General features: G+C 72.4%; 15 protein-coding genes. 7 read left to right on the top strand and 8 right to left on the bottom strand.

What is annotated here, in order from left to right; translation table 11 throughout:
• Positions 1-90: 90 nt before the first annotated feature.
• Positions 91-1,089: a glycosyltransferase family 2 protein gene (locus ACF9IK_RS21980; protein ID WP_395295845.1), complete on the top strand. Its 999-nt coding sequence runs from the start codon at positions 91-93 to the stop codon at positions 1,087-1,089.
• Between the two features lie 106 nt (positions 1,090-1,195).
• Positions 1,196-2,164 (top strand): YihY/virulence factor BrkB family protein, encoded by a 969-nt coding sequence (locus ACF9IK_RS21985; protein WP_395295846.1) that lies wholly within the window; start codon positions 1,196-1,198, stop codon positions 2,162-2,164.
• A gap of 65 nt (positions 2,165-2,229) precedes the next feature.
• Here the strand turns inward: ACF9IK_RS21985 and ACF9IK_RS21990 are convergent, their stop codons facing one another.
• Positions 2,230-3,483: a D-alanyl-D-alanine carboxypeptidase family protein gene (locus ACF9IK_RS21990; RefSeq protein ID WP_428846386.1), complete on the bottom strand. Its 1,254-nt coding sequence runs from the start codon at positions 3,481-3,483 to the stop codon at positions 2,230-2,232.
• A 137-nt stretch (positions 3,484-3,620) separates the two neighbouring features.
• On the opposite strand from ACF9IK_RS21990, the gene ACF9IK_RS21995 reads away from it, so the two are divergent.
• Entirely contained in the window at positions 3,621-3,878 is a 258-nt protein-coding gene (locus ACF9IK_RS21995) for an SCO4848 family membrane protein (RefSeq protein WP_395295848.1), read from the top strand.
• A 101-nt stretch (positions 3,879-3,979) separates the two neighbouring features.
• Positions 3,980-5,635, top strand: coding sequence for a hypothetical protein (locus ACF9IK_RS22000; RefSeq protein WP_395295849.1), 1,656 nt, complete (start codon positions 3,980-3,982; stop codon positions 5,633-5,635).
• Positions 5,636-5,702: 67 nt separating this feature from the next.
• Here the strand turns inward: ACF9IK_RS22000 and ACF9IK_RS22005 are convergent, their stop codons facing one another.
• From ACF9IK_RS22005 to sdhC, 4 genes are read right to left on the bottom strand one after another with little or no spacing between them, the layout of a single operon-like run.
• Positions 5,703-6,476 carry a succinate dehydrogenase iron-sulfur subunit gene (locus tag ACF9IK_RS22005; protein WP_395295850.1) on the bottom strand — a complete coding sequence of 258 codons (774 nt, stop codon included), beginning with the start codon at positions 6,474-6,476 and terminating at the stop codon, positions 5,703-5,705.
• Positions 6,476-8,218 (bottom strand): succinate dehydrogenase flavoprotein subunit, encoded by a 1,743-nt coding sequence (sdhA, locus tag ACF9IK_RS22010; protein WP_395295851.1) that lies wholly within the window; start codon positions 8,216-8,218, stop codon positions 6,476-6,478. Before sdhA ends, ACF9IK_RS22005 begins: the two co-directional genes overlap by 1 nt.
• 31 nt (positions 8,219-8,249) lie before the next feature.
• Entirely contained in the window at positions 8,250-8,741 is a 492-nt protein-coding gene (sdhD, locus tag ACF9IK_RS22015; RefSeq protein WP_395295852.1) for a succinate dehydrogenase, hydrophobic membrane anchor protein, read from the bottom strand.
• Positions 8,742-8,749: 8 nt separating this feature from the next.
• The gene (gene sdhC / locus ACF9IK_RS22020) at positions 8,750-9,130 is read right to left on the bottom strand and encodes a succinate dehydrogenase, cytochrome b556 subunit (protein WP_238862918.1); all 381 of its coding nucleotides are present in this window, start codon (positions 9,128-9,130) and stop codon (positions 8,750-8,752) included.
• Between the two features lie 255 nt (positions 9,131-9,385).
• On the opposite strand from sdhC, the gene ACF9IK_RS22025 reads away from it, so the two are divergent.
• Positions 9,386-10,135 carry a hypothetical protein gene (locus ACF9IK_RS22025; RefSeq protein WP_395295853.1) on the top strand — a complete coding sequence of 250 codons (750 nt, stop codon included), beginning with the start codon at positions 9,386-9,388 and terminating at the stop codon, positions 10,133-10,135.
• A gap of 50 nt (positions 10,136-10,185) precedes the next feature.
• Here the strand turns inward: ACF9IK_RS22025 and ACF9IK_RS22030 are convergent, their stop codons facing one another.
• From ACF9IK_RS22030 to ACF9IK_RS22040, 3 genes are all read right to left on the bottom strand, one after another.
• Positions 10,186-10,671 carry a 2-oxo-4-hydroxy-4-carboxy-5-ureidoimidazoline decarboxylase gene (locus ACF9IK_RS22030; RefSeq protein WP_395295854.1) on the bottom strand — a complete coding sequence of 162 codons (486 nt, stop codon included), beginning with the start codon at positions 10,669-10,671 and terminating at the stop codon, positions 10,186-10,188.
• A 308-nt stretch (positions 10,672-10,979) separates the two neighbouring features.
• Positions 10,980-12,650 (bottom strand): alpha/beta hydrolase, encoded by a 1,671-nt coding sequence (locus ACF9IK_RS22035; RefSeq protein ID WP_395295855.1) that lies wholly within the window; start codon positions 12,648-12,650, stop codon positions 10,980-10,982.
• A gap of 66 nt (positions 12,651-12,716) precedes the next feature.
• Positions 12,717-13,457, bottom strand: a complete 741-nt coding sequence (locus ACF9IK_RS22040; RefSeq protein WP_395295856.1) for an SDR family oxidoreductase — start codon at positions 13,455-13,457, stop codon at positions 12,717-12,719.
• 139 nt (positions 13,458-13,596) lie between these two features.
• On the opposite strand from ACF9IK_RS22040, the gene ACF9IK_RS22045 reads away from it, so the two are divergent.
• Both ACF9IK_RS22045 and ACF9IK_RS22050 read left to right on the top strand, forming a co-directional pair.
• Positions 13,597-15,186: an acyl-CoA mutase large subunit family protein gene (locus tag ACF9IK_RS22045; protein WP_395295857.1), complete on the top strand. Its 1,590-nt coding sequence runs from the start codon at positions 13,597-13,599 to the stop codon at positions 15,184-15,186.
• A 191-nt stretch (positions 15,187-15,377) separates the two neighbouring features.
• A complete protein-coding gene (locus ACF9IK_RS22050; protein ID WP_395295858.1) occupies positions 15,378-16,631 on the top strand; it encodes an amidohydrolase in 1,254 nt (417 codons plus the stop codon).
• The last annotated feature ends 134 nt before the right edge of the window (positions 16,632-16,765 follow it).

Genomic DNA, 16,765 nt, shown 5'->3' on the forward strand with positions numbered 1-16,765 from the left:
GGCCCGCCCGGCGCCCGCAGCCGGGGCCCGCGGAGGACGCCCCGGGACGCGGTGGACCGGCCGGTCGGAGCGGCCACTACCCTGTGGCCCATGCCCCGCTTCAGCGTGATCGTCCCGGTCTACCGGGTTCAGGAGTACCTCCCCGAATGCCTGGACTCCGTCCTCGGCCAGGGCGGCCCGGACTTCGAACTGATCGCGGTGGACGACCGGTCGCCGGACGGCTGCGGCGCGCTGCTGGACGAGGCCGCCGCCCGCGACCCCCGGGTGCGGGTGCTGCACCTTCCGGAGAACGTCGGCCTCGGCCGGGCCCGCAACGCCGGCCTGGCGGTCGCCACCGGCGAGTACGTGATCTTCCTGGACAGCGACGACACGCTGACCCCCGGCCTGCTCAAGGCCGTCGACGACCGGCTCGCGGCCGGCGGCGATCCGGACGTCCTGGTCTACGACTACGCCCGGACCTACGCCGACGGCCGGATCACCCGGGCCGCCTCGGCGCACGTCTTCGGCGCGGACTCGCCGGACGTCTTCGACCTCGACCGCCGACCCGACCTGCTGGACCTGCTCCAGGTGGTCTGGAACAAGGCCTACCGCCGCGGCTTCATCGCCGAGCAGGGCCTGACCTTCCCGGCGGGCTACTACGAGGACACCCCCTGGACGTACCCGGCGCTGCTCGCCGCCGCGAGCATCACCCTGCTCGACCAGGTCGGCGTGCACTACCGGCAGCGCCAGGAGGGCGGCAACATCCTGGCCACGGCCAGCCGCAAGCACTTCGACGTCTTCGCCCAGTACGACCTGGTCTTCGCCTTCCTGGACCGCCGCCCCGACCTCGACCGCTGGCGTCCGGTGGTCTACGGGCGGATGCTGCACCACCTCAACACGGTGGTCTCCCGGCCGGGCCGGGTCCCGCCCGGCGATCGCCGCGAGTACTTCCGCCGCGCCGCCGAGCACTGCGCCCGGCTCCGCCCGGCCGGCTACGAGGCACCCGCCGGGGTGGACGGCGTGCGCACCGAACTGCTCAGCCACGGCCGCTACGGCGCCTACCAGGCCGTCCGCGCCCTGGCGAAGGCCCGCCGCCTGCTGAAGCGCTGAGCGCGCGGCGCCAGGGCAGATCCCCGTTGTGCACCCGGCGCCCGACGGCCCGGGTGCGCGCCGAGCCTGTCGGCCGTTCGGGCGACCGGCCGGTATAACCGTTCGGGTGGACTTCCTGACCCGCCTCCCCGTGATCGGCCCGCTCGTGGCGCGGGTGCTGCGCAGCCGCCCGTACCGGGTGTACGAGCACTTCACCGCCGCCCGTGGCAACCGGCTGGCCGGAGCGGTCACCTTCTTCGGCTTCCTCGCGCTCTTCCCGCTGCTCACGGTGGCGCTGGCGATCGCGGTCGCGACCTTCTCCGACACCCGGGTCGCCGACCTGGAGAAGCGCATCTCCGAACAGCTGCCGGGCATCTCCGACGCGCTCAACCTGCCTTCGCTGGTGGCCAACGCGGGCACCGTCGGTCTGGTCAGCGGCATCCTGCTGCTGCTCTCCGGCCTCGGCTGGGTGGACACCATGCGCACCTCGATCCGGGACGTCTGGCAGCTGCCCGAGGACGGCGGCAACCTGGCGCTGCGCAAGGCCTGGGACTGCGTGGTGCTCTTCGGACTGGGCCTGGTCTCGCTGCTCTCGCTGGCCGCCTCGGCCGCCGGGACGACCCTGGCGGGGCGGATCGCCGAATGGATCGGCCTGGGCACCGGAGGCCCCGGCGGCTACCTGCTGACCGGCGTCGGCCTGCTGATCGCGGTCGCCTCGGACGCGCTGCTCTTCGCCTACCTGCTGGCGCCCTTCCCCCGGATCGGCGGCCAGCACCGGCGGGACGTGCTGCAGGGTGCGCTGATCGGCGCGGTCGGCTTCGAGCTGCTGAAGATCCTGCTCGCCTCCTACCTCGGCTCGGTCGCCGGGAAGAGCCTCTACGGCGCCTTCGGCGTGCCGGTGGCGCTGCTGCTCTGGATCAACTTCGTCTGCCGGCTGCTGATGTACTGCGTTGCGTGGACGGCGACCGCGGACCCGGCCGCCGCGCGCAACCGGGCCCGGGAGCTGGCGCGGCAGATGGTGGCGGAGGCGGACAAGGGGGAGTACGCGGAGCGGGTGGAGCAGACGGACACGCCGCGGGCCCGGTCCCGGGAGTGAGACCGGGCCCGCGGGGGCCTCGGACCGGTGACGGCCCTCGCCGTTCGGCTCGGCGCCGTCCGGGCCTACTCGGCCGGCCGGCCGGAGCGGCGCCGCCAGAGCAGCAGCGCCCCGGTGCCGGCCGCCGCCAGGGCGAGTGCGGCCAGCAGCCGGCCGACCGTGCCGGGCCCACCGCCGTCGTCGCCGGAGGCCGTCCGGGCGGCCGCGGGTCCCGGCGCCTGTTCGGCCTGTTCGGCCTGTTCGGTCTGCGCGGGCGGCGAGGGGTGCGGCGGCGGCGCGGGGGCCCCGGCGGTGCCGCCCGCCTGCCCGCCGGGCGCCGGCTCCGCCGCCGGAACCTCGTCCACCAGCCGCCCGACCGGCGTGACCTTGTCGGCCGCGGCGAACCCCCAGTCCAGCAGCGCCGCGGTCTCGTCGTAGACCTTCTGGTACGTGGTCGGGTGCATCACCGTCACCAGCAGGGTGCGGCCGTCCCGTTCGGCGGCGCCGACGAAGGTGGAGCCGGCCTCGGTGGTGAAACCGTTCTTCACACCGATCAGCCCCGGGTACTTGCCGAGCAGCCGGTCCGTGTTGGCGATGCCGAAGCTGCCGCGCTGGCCGGTGTTCCTGTCCACCGCGCCGGGGAACAGCGCGTCCCGGGTGGCGCAGTACATCCGGAAGTCGGGGTTGCGCAGTCCGGCCCGGGCGAACAGCGTGAGGTCGTAGGCCGAGGAGAGCTGGCCCTCCATGTCGTAGCCGTCCGGCGAGACGACCCTGGTGTCCTTCGCCTGCAACGCCTCCGCGCGGGCCTGCATCTCGGCGACGGTCTGCTGGATGCCGCCGTTCATGTGCGCCAGGACGTGCACGGCGTCGTTGCCGGAGCTGAGGAAGACCCCGCGCCAGAGGTCCTCGACCTTGTAGTCGAGGTCCTCCTTGATGCCGACCAGGCTGCTGCCGGGGCCGATGCCCTGGATCTCCGCGTCCGCGACCCGGTGTACGGCGTTGCGGTCGAACTTGGGCAGCACGGTGTCGGCGAAGAGGATCTTCAGCGTGCTGGCGGGTGCCAGGCGCAGATGCGGTTCGCTCGCCGCCAGCACGTCCCCTGACGTGGCGTCTGCGACTATCCAGGAGCGCCCGGTGAGGTCCCGCGGCAGCGCCGGCGCGCCTGCCAGCGGGTCCACCTGGACGCCGGAGAGCCCCATCCGCTCGCCGCCGACCGCGGTCTGCGGGGGCGGCGGGGAGTCCGGGGCCGCGACGGCCGCCGGGGTGGCGAGGAGGGCCGGGAGCACCGCGAGGCATGCGGCGAGCAGCTGTGCGAGCTTAGGGCGTGTGAGCACCAGCAGACCGTACCCAGTCGGGGCCCCGGTGGTCCGCCACTCCGGGCCCGTCCTCCGCAGGAGGGGGCTGCGGTACGCCGAACGGCCCCCCGCGCATACTGGGGGGACACGCCTTCTTCACGTCACCGCCCGTTGAGGACCTCATGAAGCTCAGCCGTCGCACGTCCTGGTTCCTGACCGCCTTCGGCGTCTGGTCCATGATCATTTGGACCACCTTCGTCAAGAACCTCTGGAAGGACTCGGGCGGCCAGGCCTTCACCGGCGGCGACCACTCGCAGCCCACCGCCTTCTTCTGGGTGCACCTCCTGCTCGCGGTGACGTCCTTCGTCCTCGGCGTCGGGATCGGCGCCATCGGCGTCCGCGGGCTCCGCGCCACCCGGCGCGAGCCGGTCGCCGACTGACCGGTCAAACCCGGTTGCCGGTCGGCGGGGGCGCTGGCAGGATCCACACCGTTTGAGTAGAGGTCGAACCATTCTTCGACTCCAAAGGGGTGGGTACTTTCATGAAGCCTGCGCACCTGCGCCGGTGGGGCGCCGCGGCGACAGCGGCGGTGGCCGCCGGTCTGCTGGCGGCTCCGGCCGCCGCGGCCGACACCGGACTGCGGGTCACCGCGACGACCGCGTCCCCGCAGCCGCGGACCGTCTCCACGGGCGCCGTCACGGACGCCTGCGACTCGACCACCACGCCCGGCTGGATCGGGCGCACGGTCGACGGCCCGTTCCTCGACGCGACCGTCGCCGCCGACACCGCCACCGGCCTCTCGGCCCGCTTCGCCGTCTGGGACGCGACCACCGGTGCGGACACGGCCGTCTTCAGCGGCATCGCCCAGGCCGTGTCCGGGCAGGCCCGCATCAAGGCCGCGGGCCTGGCGGACGGCCACAGCTACACCTGGCAGGCCCGTGCCCTCCAGGGCCACAAGATCTCCCCGGCGTCGGCCGACTGCCACTTCCGGGTGGACAACACCAGCGCCACCGTGGCCGTCACCTCCACGGACTTCCCGGCCCTGGGCTCCGGCCAGAAGCCGAACAAGTACGCGGGCGAGACCGCCACCTTCACCCTCACCGGCACCGATCCGGTGCCGGCAGGCGGCGAAGCCTCGGGGATCGCGTGCTACCGGTACGCGCTGAACGACCACAGCGCCGTCTACGGCGGTTGCGCCGGCCCGACCGTGCAGCCCGGTCCGGACGGCAGCGCCGCGCTGGCCCTCAAGGTGCCGGAGTGGGGCAGCAACACCCTCTACGTCGAGGCCGTGGACAACGCGGGCAACATCAGCCAGGCCTTCGCATACAACTTCTACGCCCCGTCGGACCCGCGCCCCAAGGCCGGCGTCCCCGGTGACGTCGACGGCGACGCGGTCCCGGACATCCTGCTCCCGGACGCCGCGGGCAACCTGCAGGTCATCAGCGGCCGGGCGAACAGCACGGCCCCGACCTCGCTGATCCCGGCGGCGCTCTCGCGCGGTGGCTGGAACGGCACCCGAGTGATCCACAAGGGCTGGGGGCCGCATGCCCCGGCCGACGACCTACTGATGCGTAACCCGGCAGCCCCAGGTTCCCTCTACGCGTACACGAACAGCGGCGCCGGTGACTTCGGCTCCGATTTCCCGTCGCTGGTCGGCCACCCCGACGAGACCGGGTGCGTGGACGCCGCGCTCGCGGAGGTTCCCTGCCCCGAGGGGTTCCGAGCGGACTGGCAGGACGCCGAGCAACTCGTCGCGCTCGGCAACGACACGCCGAACCGCTGGCCGGTGCTGCTCTCGGTCGAGCACGGAGACCTCTGGGCCTACTACCCCGGTCTCAACTCGTACCGCACGGTCCAGCGGCTCACCACCAGCGGCGCCTGGACCGGCTACGACCTGGTCGCCGGCATCGGCACCTCCGGCACGTTCCACCTCTGGGCGCGGGAGCGGGCCAACGGTGTGCTGCACGCCTACCCGGTCCCGAAGCAGCCCGGTACCCCGTTCGACTTCTCCGCCCTCGCCGACCCGTCCTCCGGGGTGGTCGCGACCGGGTTCACCGTGGACGCCTACCCGACCCTCGGCAGCTCCGGTGACCTCGACGGTGACGGCGAGCCGGACCTCTGGGCCGTCACGGCCGACCGGCACCTTCTGACGTACCGGGGCTTCACCACCCCGAAGGACCTCGGCGTCCTGCGCTGAGCCGGGACGCACGAGGGCCCCGTCCGATCGGCGGATCGGACGGGGCCCTCGTCGTGTCAGGCCGGGATCAGAAGCGGCGGGTGACCAGCGCCCGCTTCACTTCCTGGATCGCCTTGGTGACCTCGATGCCACGCGGGCAGGCCTCCGAGCAGTTGAAGGTGGTCCGGCAGCGCCAGACACCCTCGCGGTCGTTCAGGACCTCCAGCCGCTGCTCCGCACCCTCGTCGCGCGAGTCGAAGATGAAGCGGTGCGCGTTGACGATCGCGGCCGGGCCGAAGTACTGGCCGTCGTTCCAGAAGACCGGGCAGGACGACGTGCACGCGGCGCACAGGATGCACTTGGTGGTGTCGTCGAAGCGCTCGCGGTCCTCGGCGGACTGCAGGCGCTCGCGGGTCGGATCGTTCCCCTTGGTGATGAGGAACGGCATGACGTCCTTGTACGCCTGGAAGAACGGGTCCATGTCCACGACCAGGTCCTTGAGGACCGTCAGGCCCTTGATGGCCTCGATCGTGATCGGCTTCTCCGGGTTGACGTCCTTGATCAGGGTCTTGCACGCCAGCCGGTTGCGGCCGTTGATCCGCATGGCGTCGGAGCCGCAGATGCCGTGCGCGCAGGAACGGCGGTAGGTGAGGGTGCCGTCCTGCTCCCACTTGATCTTGTTGAGCGCGTCCAGGACGCGCTCCTTCGGGTCCATCTCCAGCTGGTAGTCGACCCACACCGGGTCCGGGTGCTCCTCCGGGTTGAACCGGCGGATCCGGACGGTGACGGTGATCAGCTGGACGGCACCCGCCTCGGCCGCGTCCAGAGCGGCCGAGTGCTTCTCCACGGTCGGAGTGCTCATCAGTACTTACGCTCCATCGGCTGGTAGCGGGTCGTGACGACCGGCTTGTAGTCGAGGCGGATGGAGGTGGTGCCGTCCTCGGCAACCTCCTGGTACGCCATGGTGTGCTGCATGAACTTCACGTCGTCACGCGTCGGGAAGTCCTCGCGGTAGTGGCCGCCGCGGGACTCCTCGCGGGCGAGTGCGGAGACCGCCAGCACCTCGGCCAGGTCGAGCAGGTTGCCCAGCTCGACGGCCTCCAGCAGGTCCGTGTTGTAACGGAAGCCCTTGTCCTGGATCGCCACGTTCTTGTAGCGCTCCTTCAGCGCGGCGATGTCCTCGACCGCCTGCTTCAGGGTGGCGCCGGTGCGGTACACCATCGCGTTGGTGTCCATGGTCTCCTGCAGCTCCTTGCGGATCTGCGCCACGGACTCGGTGCCGGTGGACTCGCGCAGGCCGTCGACCAGGGCCTGGACCTTCTCGGCCGGGTTCTCGGGCAGCTCGACGAAGTCGTTCGCGTTGGCGAAGTCGGCGGCGGCGATGCCCGCGCGGCGGCCGAACACGTTGATGTCCAGCAGCGAGTTGGTGCCCAGGCGGTTGGCGCCGTGCACGGACACGCAGGCGACCTCGCCGGCCGCGTACAGGCCCGGGACGATGTCGGTGTTGTTGCGCAGGACCTCACCCTCGACGTTGGTCGGGATGCCGCCCATGGCGTAGTGCGCGGTGGGCTGGATCGGGATCGGGTCCGTGTAGGGCTCGATGCCGAGGTAGGTGCGCGCGAACTCGGTGATGTCCGGCAGCTTGGCGTCCAGCTGCTCCGGCGGCAGGTGGGTGAGGTCCAGGTAGACGTGGTCGCCGTCCGGACCGCAGCCGCGACCCTCGCGGATCTCGGTGTAGATCGCGCGGGAGCAGACGTCACGGGACGCGAGGTCCTTCATGACGGGGGCGTAGCGCTCCATGAAGCGCTCGCCGTCCTTGTTGCGCAGGATGCCGCCCTCGCCGCGGGCGCCCTCGGTGAGCAGGATGCCCATGCGCCAGATGCCCGTCGGGTGGAACTGGAAGAACTCCATGTCCTCCAGCGGCAGGCCGCGGCGGTAGACCAGGGCCTGGCCGTCACCGGTGAGGGTGTGGGCGTTGGAGGAGACCTTGAAGAACTTGCCGGTGCCGCCGGAGGCGAACACGACCGACTTGGCCTGGAAGACGTGGATCTCGCCGGTGGCCAGCTCGTAGGCGACGACGCCGGCGGTCTTGCCCCCGTTGATCAGCAGGTCGAGGACGTAGAACTCGTTGAAGAACTCGACGCCGTGCTTGACGCAGTTCTGGAACAGCGTCTGCAGGATCATGTGGCCGGTGCGGTCGGCCGCGTAGCAGGAGCGGCGGACCGGGGCCTCGCCGTGGTTGCGGGAGTGGCCGCCGAAGCGGCGCTGGTCGATCCGGCCCTGCTCGGTGCGGGAGAAGGGCAGGCCCATCTTCTCCAGGTCGAGGACGGCGTCGATGGCCTCCTTGCACATGATCTCGGCGGCGTCCTGGTCGACCAGGTAGTCACCACCCTTGACCGTGTCGAAGGTGTGCCACTCCCAGTTGTCCTCCTCGACGTTGGCGAGGGCGGCGCACATGCCGCCCTGGGCCGCGCCGGTGTGGGACCGGGTCGGGTACAGCTTGGTGAGCACCGCGGTGCGGGTGCGCTGGGTCGACTCGATGGCCGCACGCATGCCGGCGCCACCGGCCCCGACGATGACGGTGTCGTACTGGTGAATCTGCATGGGGTTCTAACTCGCCTCTGGCCTCTGCCGATTAGATGTTCGGGTCGAAGGTGAAGATGACCAGGGTGCCGAGCAGCACGGTGAAGACCGTGGCGGCGCCCATGAGGCCCTTCAGCCAGAGCCGGGTGGAGTCCTTCTCGGCGTAGTCGTTGATGACCGTCCGCATGCCGTTGGCGCCGTGCAGCATGGCGAGCCAGAGCATCAGGAGGTCCCAGACCTGCCAGAACGGCGAGGCCCAGCGGCCGGCCACGAAGGCGAAGCCGATCCGGGAGACGCCGCCGTCGAGCACCAGCATGATCAGCAGGTGGCCGAGGATCAGCACCACGAGGACGATGCCGGACAGGCGCATGAAGAGCCAGGCCAGCATCTCGAAGTTGGTGCGGGTGCGCCGCGGGGTCTTCTTGGTCCGCTGCCGGGCCGGCTCGATCACGAACGCGTCGGCAGGGTTGCCGGTGCCGAGGCCCTTGCCGGTGTGCGCCTGGGCGGAGGGGACGACCAGGGCGTCGGAGATTTCCGTGGACATGTCTCAGATCACTTCCCGAACCAGGAGGTCAGCGTGTGCTGAAGGATCGGGTAGAAGGCGCCGGCCATCAGGACGACCCACACCCCCACCACGCTCCAGAGCATCTGCTTCTGGTACTTCGGGCCCTTCGACCAGAAGTCGACGGCGACGACGCGCAGGCCGTTGAGGGCGTGGAACAGGATGGCGGCCACCAGGCCGTACTCCATCAGGTTCACCAGCGGCGTCTTGTACGTCTGAATGACGGTGTCGTAATCCTCGGGCGACACCCGCACCAGCGCGGTGTCCAGGACATGGGCGAACAGGAAGAAGAAGATGAGGACGCCGGTGACTCGATGAGCCACCCAGCTCCACATGCCTTCCCGGCCGCGGTACAGCGTTCCAGCCGGCACGGAAAAACCCTCCGGAAGCGATTGGGGGCTCGGCCGGCTTCGGTGTCGGTCAGCCCGGCCGGGTACGGTCCACCGGCCGCGAGCATCCTATCGACGCCTTCTCGGTAACCGCCTCCGGGGGCCCGAGGTGTGATCAATCAGGCACGACTGGCCTAGTCTGCCGGGAACCCCGCCCGGATTCGGCACTCAGGGTGACTGTCCGGCTGCGCTACGGTGGCCGCCCGCCGTCCGCGCCGACACCCTGCCGAGGCCGCCGTGCCGCTCCGCCCGTCCCGCCCCCTCGCCCCCGCCGCCGTACTCGCGCTGTCGCTCGCGGCGGGCTGCACCACGGTCGGCGGCTCGGCCGACCGGGCCGGGCCGACGCGCGAGCTGTCCGCCGGGGAGCTGCGGGCGGCCGCGGTGGCCGACGCCGACCTCGGCCCCGGCTACACGGTGACGGTGATGACACCCGGCCACGGGGAGGTCGGCTCCGGCGGGGCGCGGGAGCTGTCCGACGTGCCGGCCTGCCAGCCGTTGCTGGACGCGGTGACCCCGGCCGCCGGCGCCTCCCCCGGCCCGGAGGGTCCGTACGCGGAGACCGGTCTGAGCGTGGCGAGGGCGGCCGACCCGGAGGGCGGTGTGTACGGCGGGCTGCTGGCCTTCCGGCCCGGCCGGGCGGCGCGGCTGCAGGCCGAGCTGGAGAAGCTGTTCGGCCCGTGCGCCTCCTTCTCCTCCACGGCGCCGCCCCCGCCGGCGGACCGGTCGCGGAAGGGGATCCGGACCAGGCACCGGCTGATCCGGGGCGACACGCCCACGCCCGGGGGAGTGGACGCGGCGACCGGGTTCACCCTGACGAGTGAATCGGGACCGGTCGTGCTCTCGCAGCGCGCGGTGGTGGCCCGGGTCGGCCAGGTGTTGGCGGTCTTCACGACCGTCGGCGTCGGCGCGCAGCCGGCCGCCGCGCCGGACGAGCGGATCGTCCGGCAGCAGGCGGCCAAGCTCCGCGCCGCGCAGGCGGTGCGGTGAGGCGTGGTGTCGTGGGGCGTGGTGTCGTGGGGCGCGGTGCGGGCCCCGGGTCAGCGGGCCGCGGCCCCGGAGTGGGTGGCGACCAGGTGCTCCAACCGGGTGAGGGCGATCCGGCGCAGCTCGTCGGCCGCGATCAGCCGCTCCTCGTCCGGGTCGTTGGTGAGCCGGGTGCGGATCGAGTCGAGGACGGTGTCGAGCATCTCCTCGGGGGCCACGCCCTCCAGACAGACCACGAAGACGTGCCCGAACCGGGCCTCGTACGCGGCGTGGGCCGCGCGCAGGGCGGTGTGGGCGGCCTGGCTGCCCGGAGCGCGCATGCCGAGGAGCGGCTGCGGCATCCAGCTCTCGTCCGCCAGCGCTTCGGCCAGGTCGGCCGGGCGCAGGTCGTAGGAGGCCTCACTGGCGGCGGCCAGCAGGGACTCTATGTCGGGGTAGGGCCGGTGCGCGGTGAGCCGCAGGGCCCAGCGGTGGCTGCCGCAGCAGGCCAGCAGGGCCTCCTCGGCGGCGCCGGCGTCGGCCTCGTTGAAGCGGTGCAATCCGAGGAGGGTCGGCTCGGAGCGCGGATCGAGCCGCTGCGGCGGGATGTCGCTGGCCAGCGGGTCCTCCTCGTGAGGGCGGGAAGGTGCCGGTGGGAAGGGGGGAACAGATGAAGTATGGGGCTGCGGAGCGGCGTCCAGCGCCCGCTGGGCAGCGGCTCAACGGTAGTTGAGCGGTCATCAGTTGGGGAGGGCGCACGCGGAATTCATCCGATCGAGCTATCAAGTTGTGACGTTGACACCCCACCGTCAGCGCCCTCCCCGCCTTCATCTGCTAATACTCCGGTTCCCTGGGCACGCCCGGCCCCTCAGGAGCACCGGGTCCCGGCGGCCGGCACGGTGCCGTCGACGAGGTACGACTCCAGCGCGGCGTCGATGCAGCTGTTGCCCTTGCCGAAGGCGCCGTGGCCCTCGCCCACCCGGGTCAGCAGGGTGGCGTCGGCGAAGCCCTTGGCCAGCGCCTCCGCCGAGGCGTACGGCGTGGCCGGGTCCCCGGTGGTGCCGACCACCAGGATCGGCGCGGCGCCCTCGGCGCGGACGGCGTGCGGCTTCTCGGTGGTCTTGAACGGCCAGTAGGCGCACGAGGGCTCGTCGTAGTCCTCGACCGTGACGCCCTTGGAGAGCAGCGGGGCCTCGGCCTTGAGCCGGGCCACCGCCTGCCGGGCGCGCTCGGGGGTCGGGGCCGGGCGGGAGGTGTCGGCGCAGCTGATCGCGCCGTTGGCCTCCTCCATCGGGTTGTAGTGGCCGTCCTCGTCGCGGCCGTTGTACTCGTCGGCGAAGGCCAGCAGGTAGTCGGGCTTCTTGCCCAGCATCGCCCAGCCGAGGGCGATCCGCAGGGCCTTCCAGTAGGTCTTCTCATCGCCGTAGAGCATCGAGAGGGTCCCGGTCCAGCCCAGGTCGCGGTTGAGCTTGCGGCCGTCCTCGGCGGTGAGCGGGTGCTCGTACAGGCCCTCCAGGAAGTCGGCGGCCTTCTGTGCGGCCGTGTCCGGGTCCTTGCCGAGCGGGCACTCCTCGGCGTGGTTCTCGACGCAGTCCGCGGCGAAGCGCCGGAAGGCCTTCTCGAAGGCGACCTGCTGGTCGATTCCGTGGTCCAGGCGGTCCTGGGCGGGGTCGACGGCGCCGTCCAGGATCAGCCGCCCGGTGTTCTTCGGGAACTCCTCGGCGTAGAGCGCGCCGAGGTAGGTGCCGTAGGAGATGCCGAGGTAGTTGAGCTTCTTGTCGCCGGCGGCGGCGCGCAGCACGTCCAGGTCGCGGGCGGTGTTGCGGGTTCCGACGAAGGGCAGCAGCTTGCCGGACTTGGCCTGGCAGGCCGCGGCGTGCTCGGTGGCGGCCTTGACGTGCTGCGCCTTGCGCGCGGCCGGCTCCATCGGGGTGTCCCGCTGGTTGGACTCCTCGTGCTGCTTGTCGTCGTAGCAGACGACGGGCGAGCTCTCGCCGGTGCCGCGCGGGTCGAAGCCGATCACGTCGAAGCGGTCGTGCAGGACGCCGTCGTACTCCTTGGCGCCGTACTTGACCATCTCGATCCCGGAGCCGCCGGGGCCGCCGGGGTTGACCATCAGCGAGCCGAGCTTCTGGTCCGGCTTGGCGGCCGGCAGCTTGATCAGTGCGATGTCCAGGGCGTCCGCGGCAGGGTGGGTGTAGTCGAGCGGGACGTGCAGCTTGCCGCAGAGCATCCCGGATATGTCGATCTTGGCCTTGGCGGCCTTGGGGTCGTCCGGGCAGGCGGCCCAGGAGACCTGCTGGCCGTAGAACGGCTTGAGCGCGGGGTCGTCCGCGCCGGTGGGCGTCGGCGTCGGCGTCGCGGACGGGGTGGCCGACGGGGTGTCGGTGGCGGTGGCGGTGGCGGTGTCGGTGGCGGGCCCGGCGGCCCGGTCCTGGGCGGGCGCGGGGCCGTCGTTGCAGGCCGAGGCGAGGAGCAGGGTGCCGGTCGCCAGTGCGGCCAGCAGCAGCCGCGGGCGGGCGGCCCGAAGAGATTTCATCGTACGTGTGTACCACTGCAGGGTGACATGTTCGATCTTGACCCTCGGTCCGCCCGCCCCGGGCCGTCAGGCGCGGTGGACCTTGTGGTTGGCGGCCTGGGCACGCGGGCGGACCACCAGCAGGTCGATGTTGACGTGCGCGGGCCGGGTGACCGCCCAGGCGACGGTGTCCGCGATGTCCTCCGAGGTCAGCGGCTCGGACACGCCCGCGTACACGGCGGCCGCCTTCTCCTCGTCGCCGCGGAACCGGGTGACGGCGAAGCCCTCGGACCTCACCATGCCCGGGGCGATCTCGATCACCCGGATCGGCTCCCCGCACAGCTCCAGCCGAAGCGTCGCGGCGATGGTGTGCGCCGCGTGCTTGGCCGCGACGTAGCCGCCGCCGCCCTCGTACGCGGCCAGCGCCGCGGTGGAGGACATCAGCAGCACGGTGCCGTCGCCGCTCGCCCGCAGCGCCGGCAGCAGGGCCTGCGTCATGTGCAGCACGCCGAGGACGTTCACCTGGTACATCGCCAGCCAGTCGGCCGGGTCGCCGCTCTCCACCGTCTCCGCGCCGATCGCCCCGCCGGCGTTGTTGACCAGGACGTCCACCCGGCCGATCCCGGCCGCGAACGCGTCCACCGCGGCCCGGTCGGTCACGTCCAGGGTGTGGGCACGCCCGCCGATCTCCTTGGCCAGTGCCTCGATCCGGTCGGTCCGCCGGGCGGTCAGCACCACCTCGAAGCCCTCCTCGGCGAGCCGGCGGGCGGTCGCCGCGCCGATTCCGCTGCTCGCACCGGTGACCACGGCCACCTTCTGCTCGGTCATTGCCACTCCCTGGGTCATTCGTGGAAGCACTTCGGTCGCTGACCCGATCATCTCAATGGTGTCGCCCGCGCCCGCGCCCGCCCGCACCACTACATTGCGGGTACCAGTGCACCGTTCCGCCGACCCCGCGGAGGACACCATGGCAGCCGAGCCGCGCCGCACCGAGTCGGGCTTCCCCGTCGAGCCGCTGTACGGCCCCGAAGCCCTGGCCGGCTGGGACCCCGGGGAGCGCCTGGGCAGGCCGGGGGAGTACCCCTACACCCGCGGCGTCTACCCGACGATGTACACCGGCCGGCCGTGGACCATGCGCCAGTACGCCGGCTTCGGGACCGCCGCCGAGTCCAACGCCCGCTACCGGCAGCTGATCGCCGGCGGCGGCACCGGCCTCTCGGTCGCCTTCGACCTGCCCACCCAGATGGGCTACGACTCGGACGCCCCGCTCGCGGCCGGCGAGGTCGGCAAGGTCGGGGTGGCGGTCGACAGCGTCGAGGACATGGGCGTGCTGTTCGACGGCATCCCGCTGGGCGAGGTCTCCACCTCGATGACCATCAACGCCCCGGCCGCCCCGCTGCTGCTCCTGTACCAGCTGGTCGGCGAGGCCCAGGGCGTGCCGGCCGCCCGGCTGACCGGCACCGTCCAGAACGACGTGCTGAAGGAGTACATCGCCCGCGGCACCTACATCTTCCCGCCGAAACCCTCGCTGCGGCTGGTCGCGGACGTGTTCCGGTACTGCCGGGCCGAGATCCCGCGCTGGAACACCATCTCGATCTCCGGCTACCACATGGCCGAGGCCGGGGCGGACCCCGCGCAGGAGATCGCCTTCACCCTCGCCAACGGCATCGAGTACGTGCGCACCGCCGTGGCGGCCGGCATGGCGGTGGACGACTTCGCGCCCCGGCTCTCCTTCTTCTTCGTCGCCCGCACCACGCTGCTGGAGGAGGTGGCCAAGTTCCGGGCAGCCCGCCGGATCTGGGCCCGGGTCATGCGCGAGCGGTTCGGCGCCCGGGACCCGAGGTCGCAGATGCTCCGCTTCCACACCCAGACCGCCGGGGTGCAGCTCACCGCGCAGCAGCCCGAGGTCAACCTGGTCCGGGTCTCGGTGCAGGCGCTGGCGGCGGTCCTCGGCGGCACCCAGTCGCTGCACACCAACAGCTTCGACGAGGCGATCGCGCTCCCCACCGAGAAGGCCGCCCGGCTCGCGCTGCGCACCCAGCAGGTGCTCGCCTACGAGACCGACGTCACCGCCACCGTCGACCCGTTCGCCGGCTCGTACGTCGTCGAGTCGCTGACCGACGAGGTGGAGGCCGCCGCGCTCGCGCTGATGGAGAGGGTGGAGGACCTCGGCGGCGCCGTGGCGGCGATCGAGGCCGGCCACCAGAAGGCCGAGATCGAGCGCACCGCCTACCGCGTCCAGCAGGAGACCGACTCCGGTGAGCGGACCGTGGTCGGCGTCAACCGCTTCCGGCTGGACGCCGAGGAGCCGTACCAGCCGCTGCGGGTGGACCCGGCGATCGAGGTGCAGCAGGCCGGGCGGCTGGCCCGGCTGCGGGCCGCCCGCGACGCGTCCGCGGTGGACCGCGCGCTGGGCGCCCTGCGCCGTGCCGCCGATGGGCGGGACAACGTGCTGTACCCGATGAAGGAGGCGCTGGCCGTCAGGGCCACCCTCGGCGAGGTGTGCGACGCGCTGCGCCAGGTGTGGGGGACGTACACCCCCGTCGAGCGGTTCTGAGGGCGCGTCAATCCGCCGAGCGGGTGGGGCCGTGACCGCCGGGGCGGGCGGTCGTTGCACAGTGCAGGCAACACGGGGAAGGCGGCTGAAACGAGATGTCATACCCACCTGCTCGGCCGGTATGCGCCCATCCGGGGACTTCTTTTCGGGAAGTCGGGCCAAATCCCCCCAACAGGCCTACCCTTGTTGAGATGAACCGTCCTGAGTCCGCCCAGCCGGCCGTCACGCTCACCGCTGCCCGCCCCGCCGCCGACCTGCGCGGCCGGATCGCGGCGCTGGAGCCCGAGCTGATCGCCTTCCGTCGCGATCTGCACCGGCACCCGGAGCTGGGGCGCCAGGAGTTCCGCACCACCGGCCTGCTGCGCGACCGGCTGACGGCCGCCGGCCTCGCCCCCCGGGTGCTGCCCGGCGGCACCGGCATGACCGTGGACATCGTGCCCGCGGGCACCCCGCGCGGTGCCGAGTTCCTCGCCTTCCGCGCCGACATCGACGCGCTGCCGATCGACGACGCCAAGACCGACGTGCCGTACCGCTCGACGGTCCCGGGCCGGGCCCACGCCTGCGGCCACGACGTGCACACCGCGGTGGTGCTGGGCACCGCCCTGGTGCTCGCCGAGGCCGCCCGCACCGGCGAGCTGCGCCGCCCGGTCCGGCTGGTCTTCCAGCCGGCCGAGGAGGTCATGCCGGGCGGGGCGCTGGACGTGATCAACGCCGGCGGGATGGACGGCGTCGGCCGGATCTTCGCGGTGCACTGCGATCCCAAGGTCGAGGTCGGGCGGATCGGGTTGCGGATCGGCGCGATCACCTCCGCCTGCGACCGGCTGATGCTGCACCTGGACGGGCCCGGCGGCCACACCGCCCGCCCGCACCTGACCACCGACCTGGTGACCGCGATCGCGCGGATGGCCGCCGACCTGCCGGCCGCGCTGGCCCGCCGGATGGACCCGCGCTGGGGCGTGAGCCTGGTCTGGGGCCGGATCGCCTCCGGATCAGCCCCCAACGTGATCCCGCAGCACGCCGAGCTGGAGGGGACCGTCCGCTGCCTGGAGCTGGCCGGCTGGCAGGAGGCTCCGGACCAGCTGCACGAGCTGATCGCCAAGCTGGCCGAGACCTACCGGGCGAAGTGGACGCTCGACTACCACCGCGGGGTACCGCCGGTGGTCAACGAGGCGGTCTCCGTCGGGCTGCTGGACGCGGCCATGACGGAGCGGTTCGGGCGGGACGGCCGCCAGGTGGTGGAGGACACCGAGCAGAGCCTCGGCGGCGAGGACTTCTCCTGGTACCTGGAGCACGCGCCGGGGGCCCTCGCCCGGCTGGGCGTCCGCACCCCCGGCGACACCTCGGTCCGCGACCTGCACCAGGGCCGGTTCGACGTGGACGAGCGGGCGATCGGGATCGGCGTGGAGCTGTTCTCGTCCCTGGCGCTGGCCCCGGCGGAGTCGTAGGCCCCGGCGGAGTCGTGGGCCCCGGGCGGAAGAGGCCCCAACGCGGGCAGGGAGAGGCGGGGCGGGCCGGAGGGACGCGCAGCGGCGGGGCGGATTGTCACGATACGGGCTTTATGCCGGGTTGCGTAAACTGG

This window comes from Kitasatospora hibisci (genome assembly GCF_043950205.1).
GTDB lineage: Bacteria > Actinomycetota > Actinomycetes > Streptomycetales > Streptomycetaceae > Kitasatospora > Kitasatospora hibisci.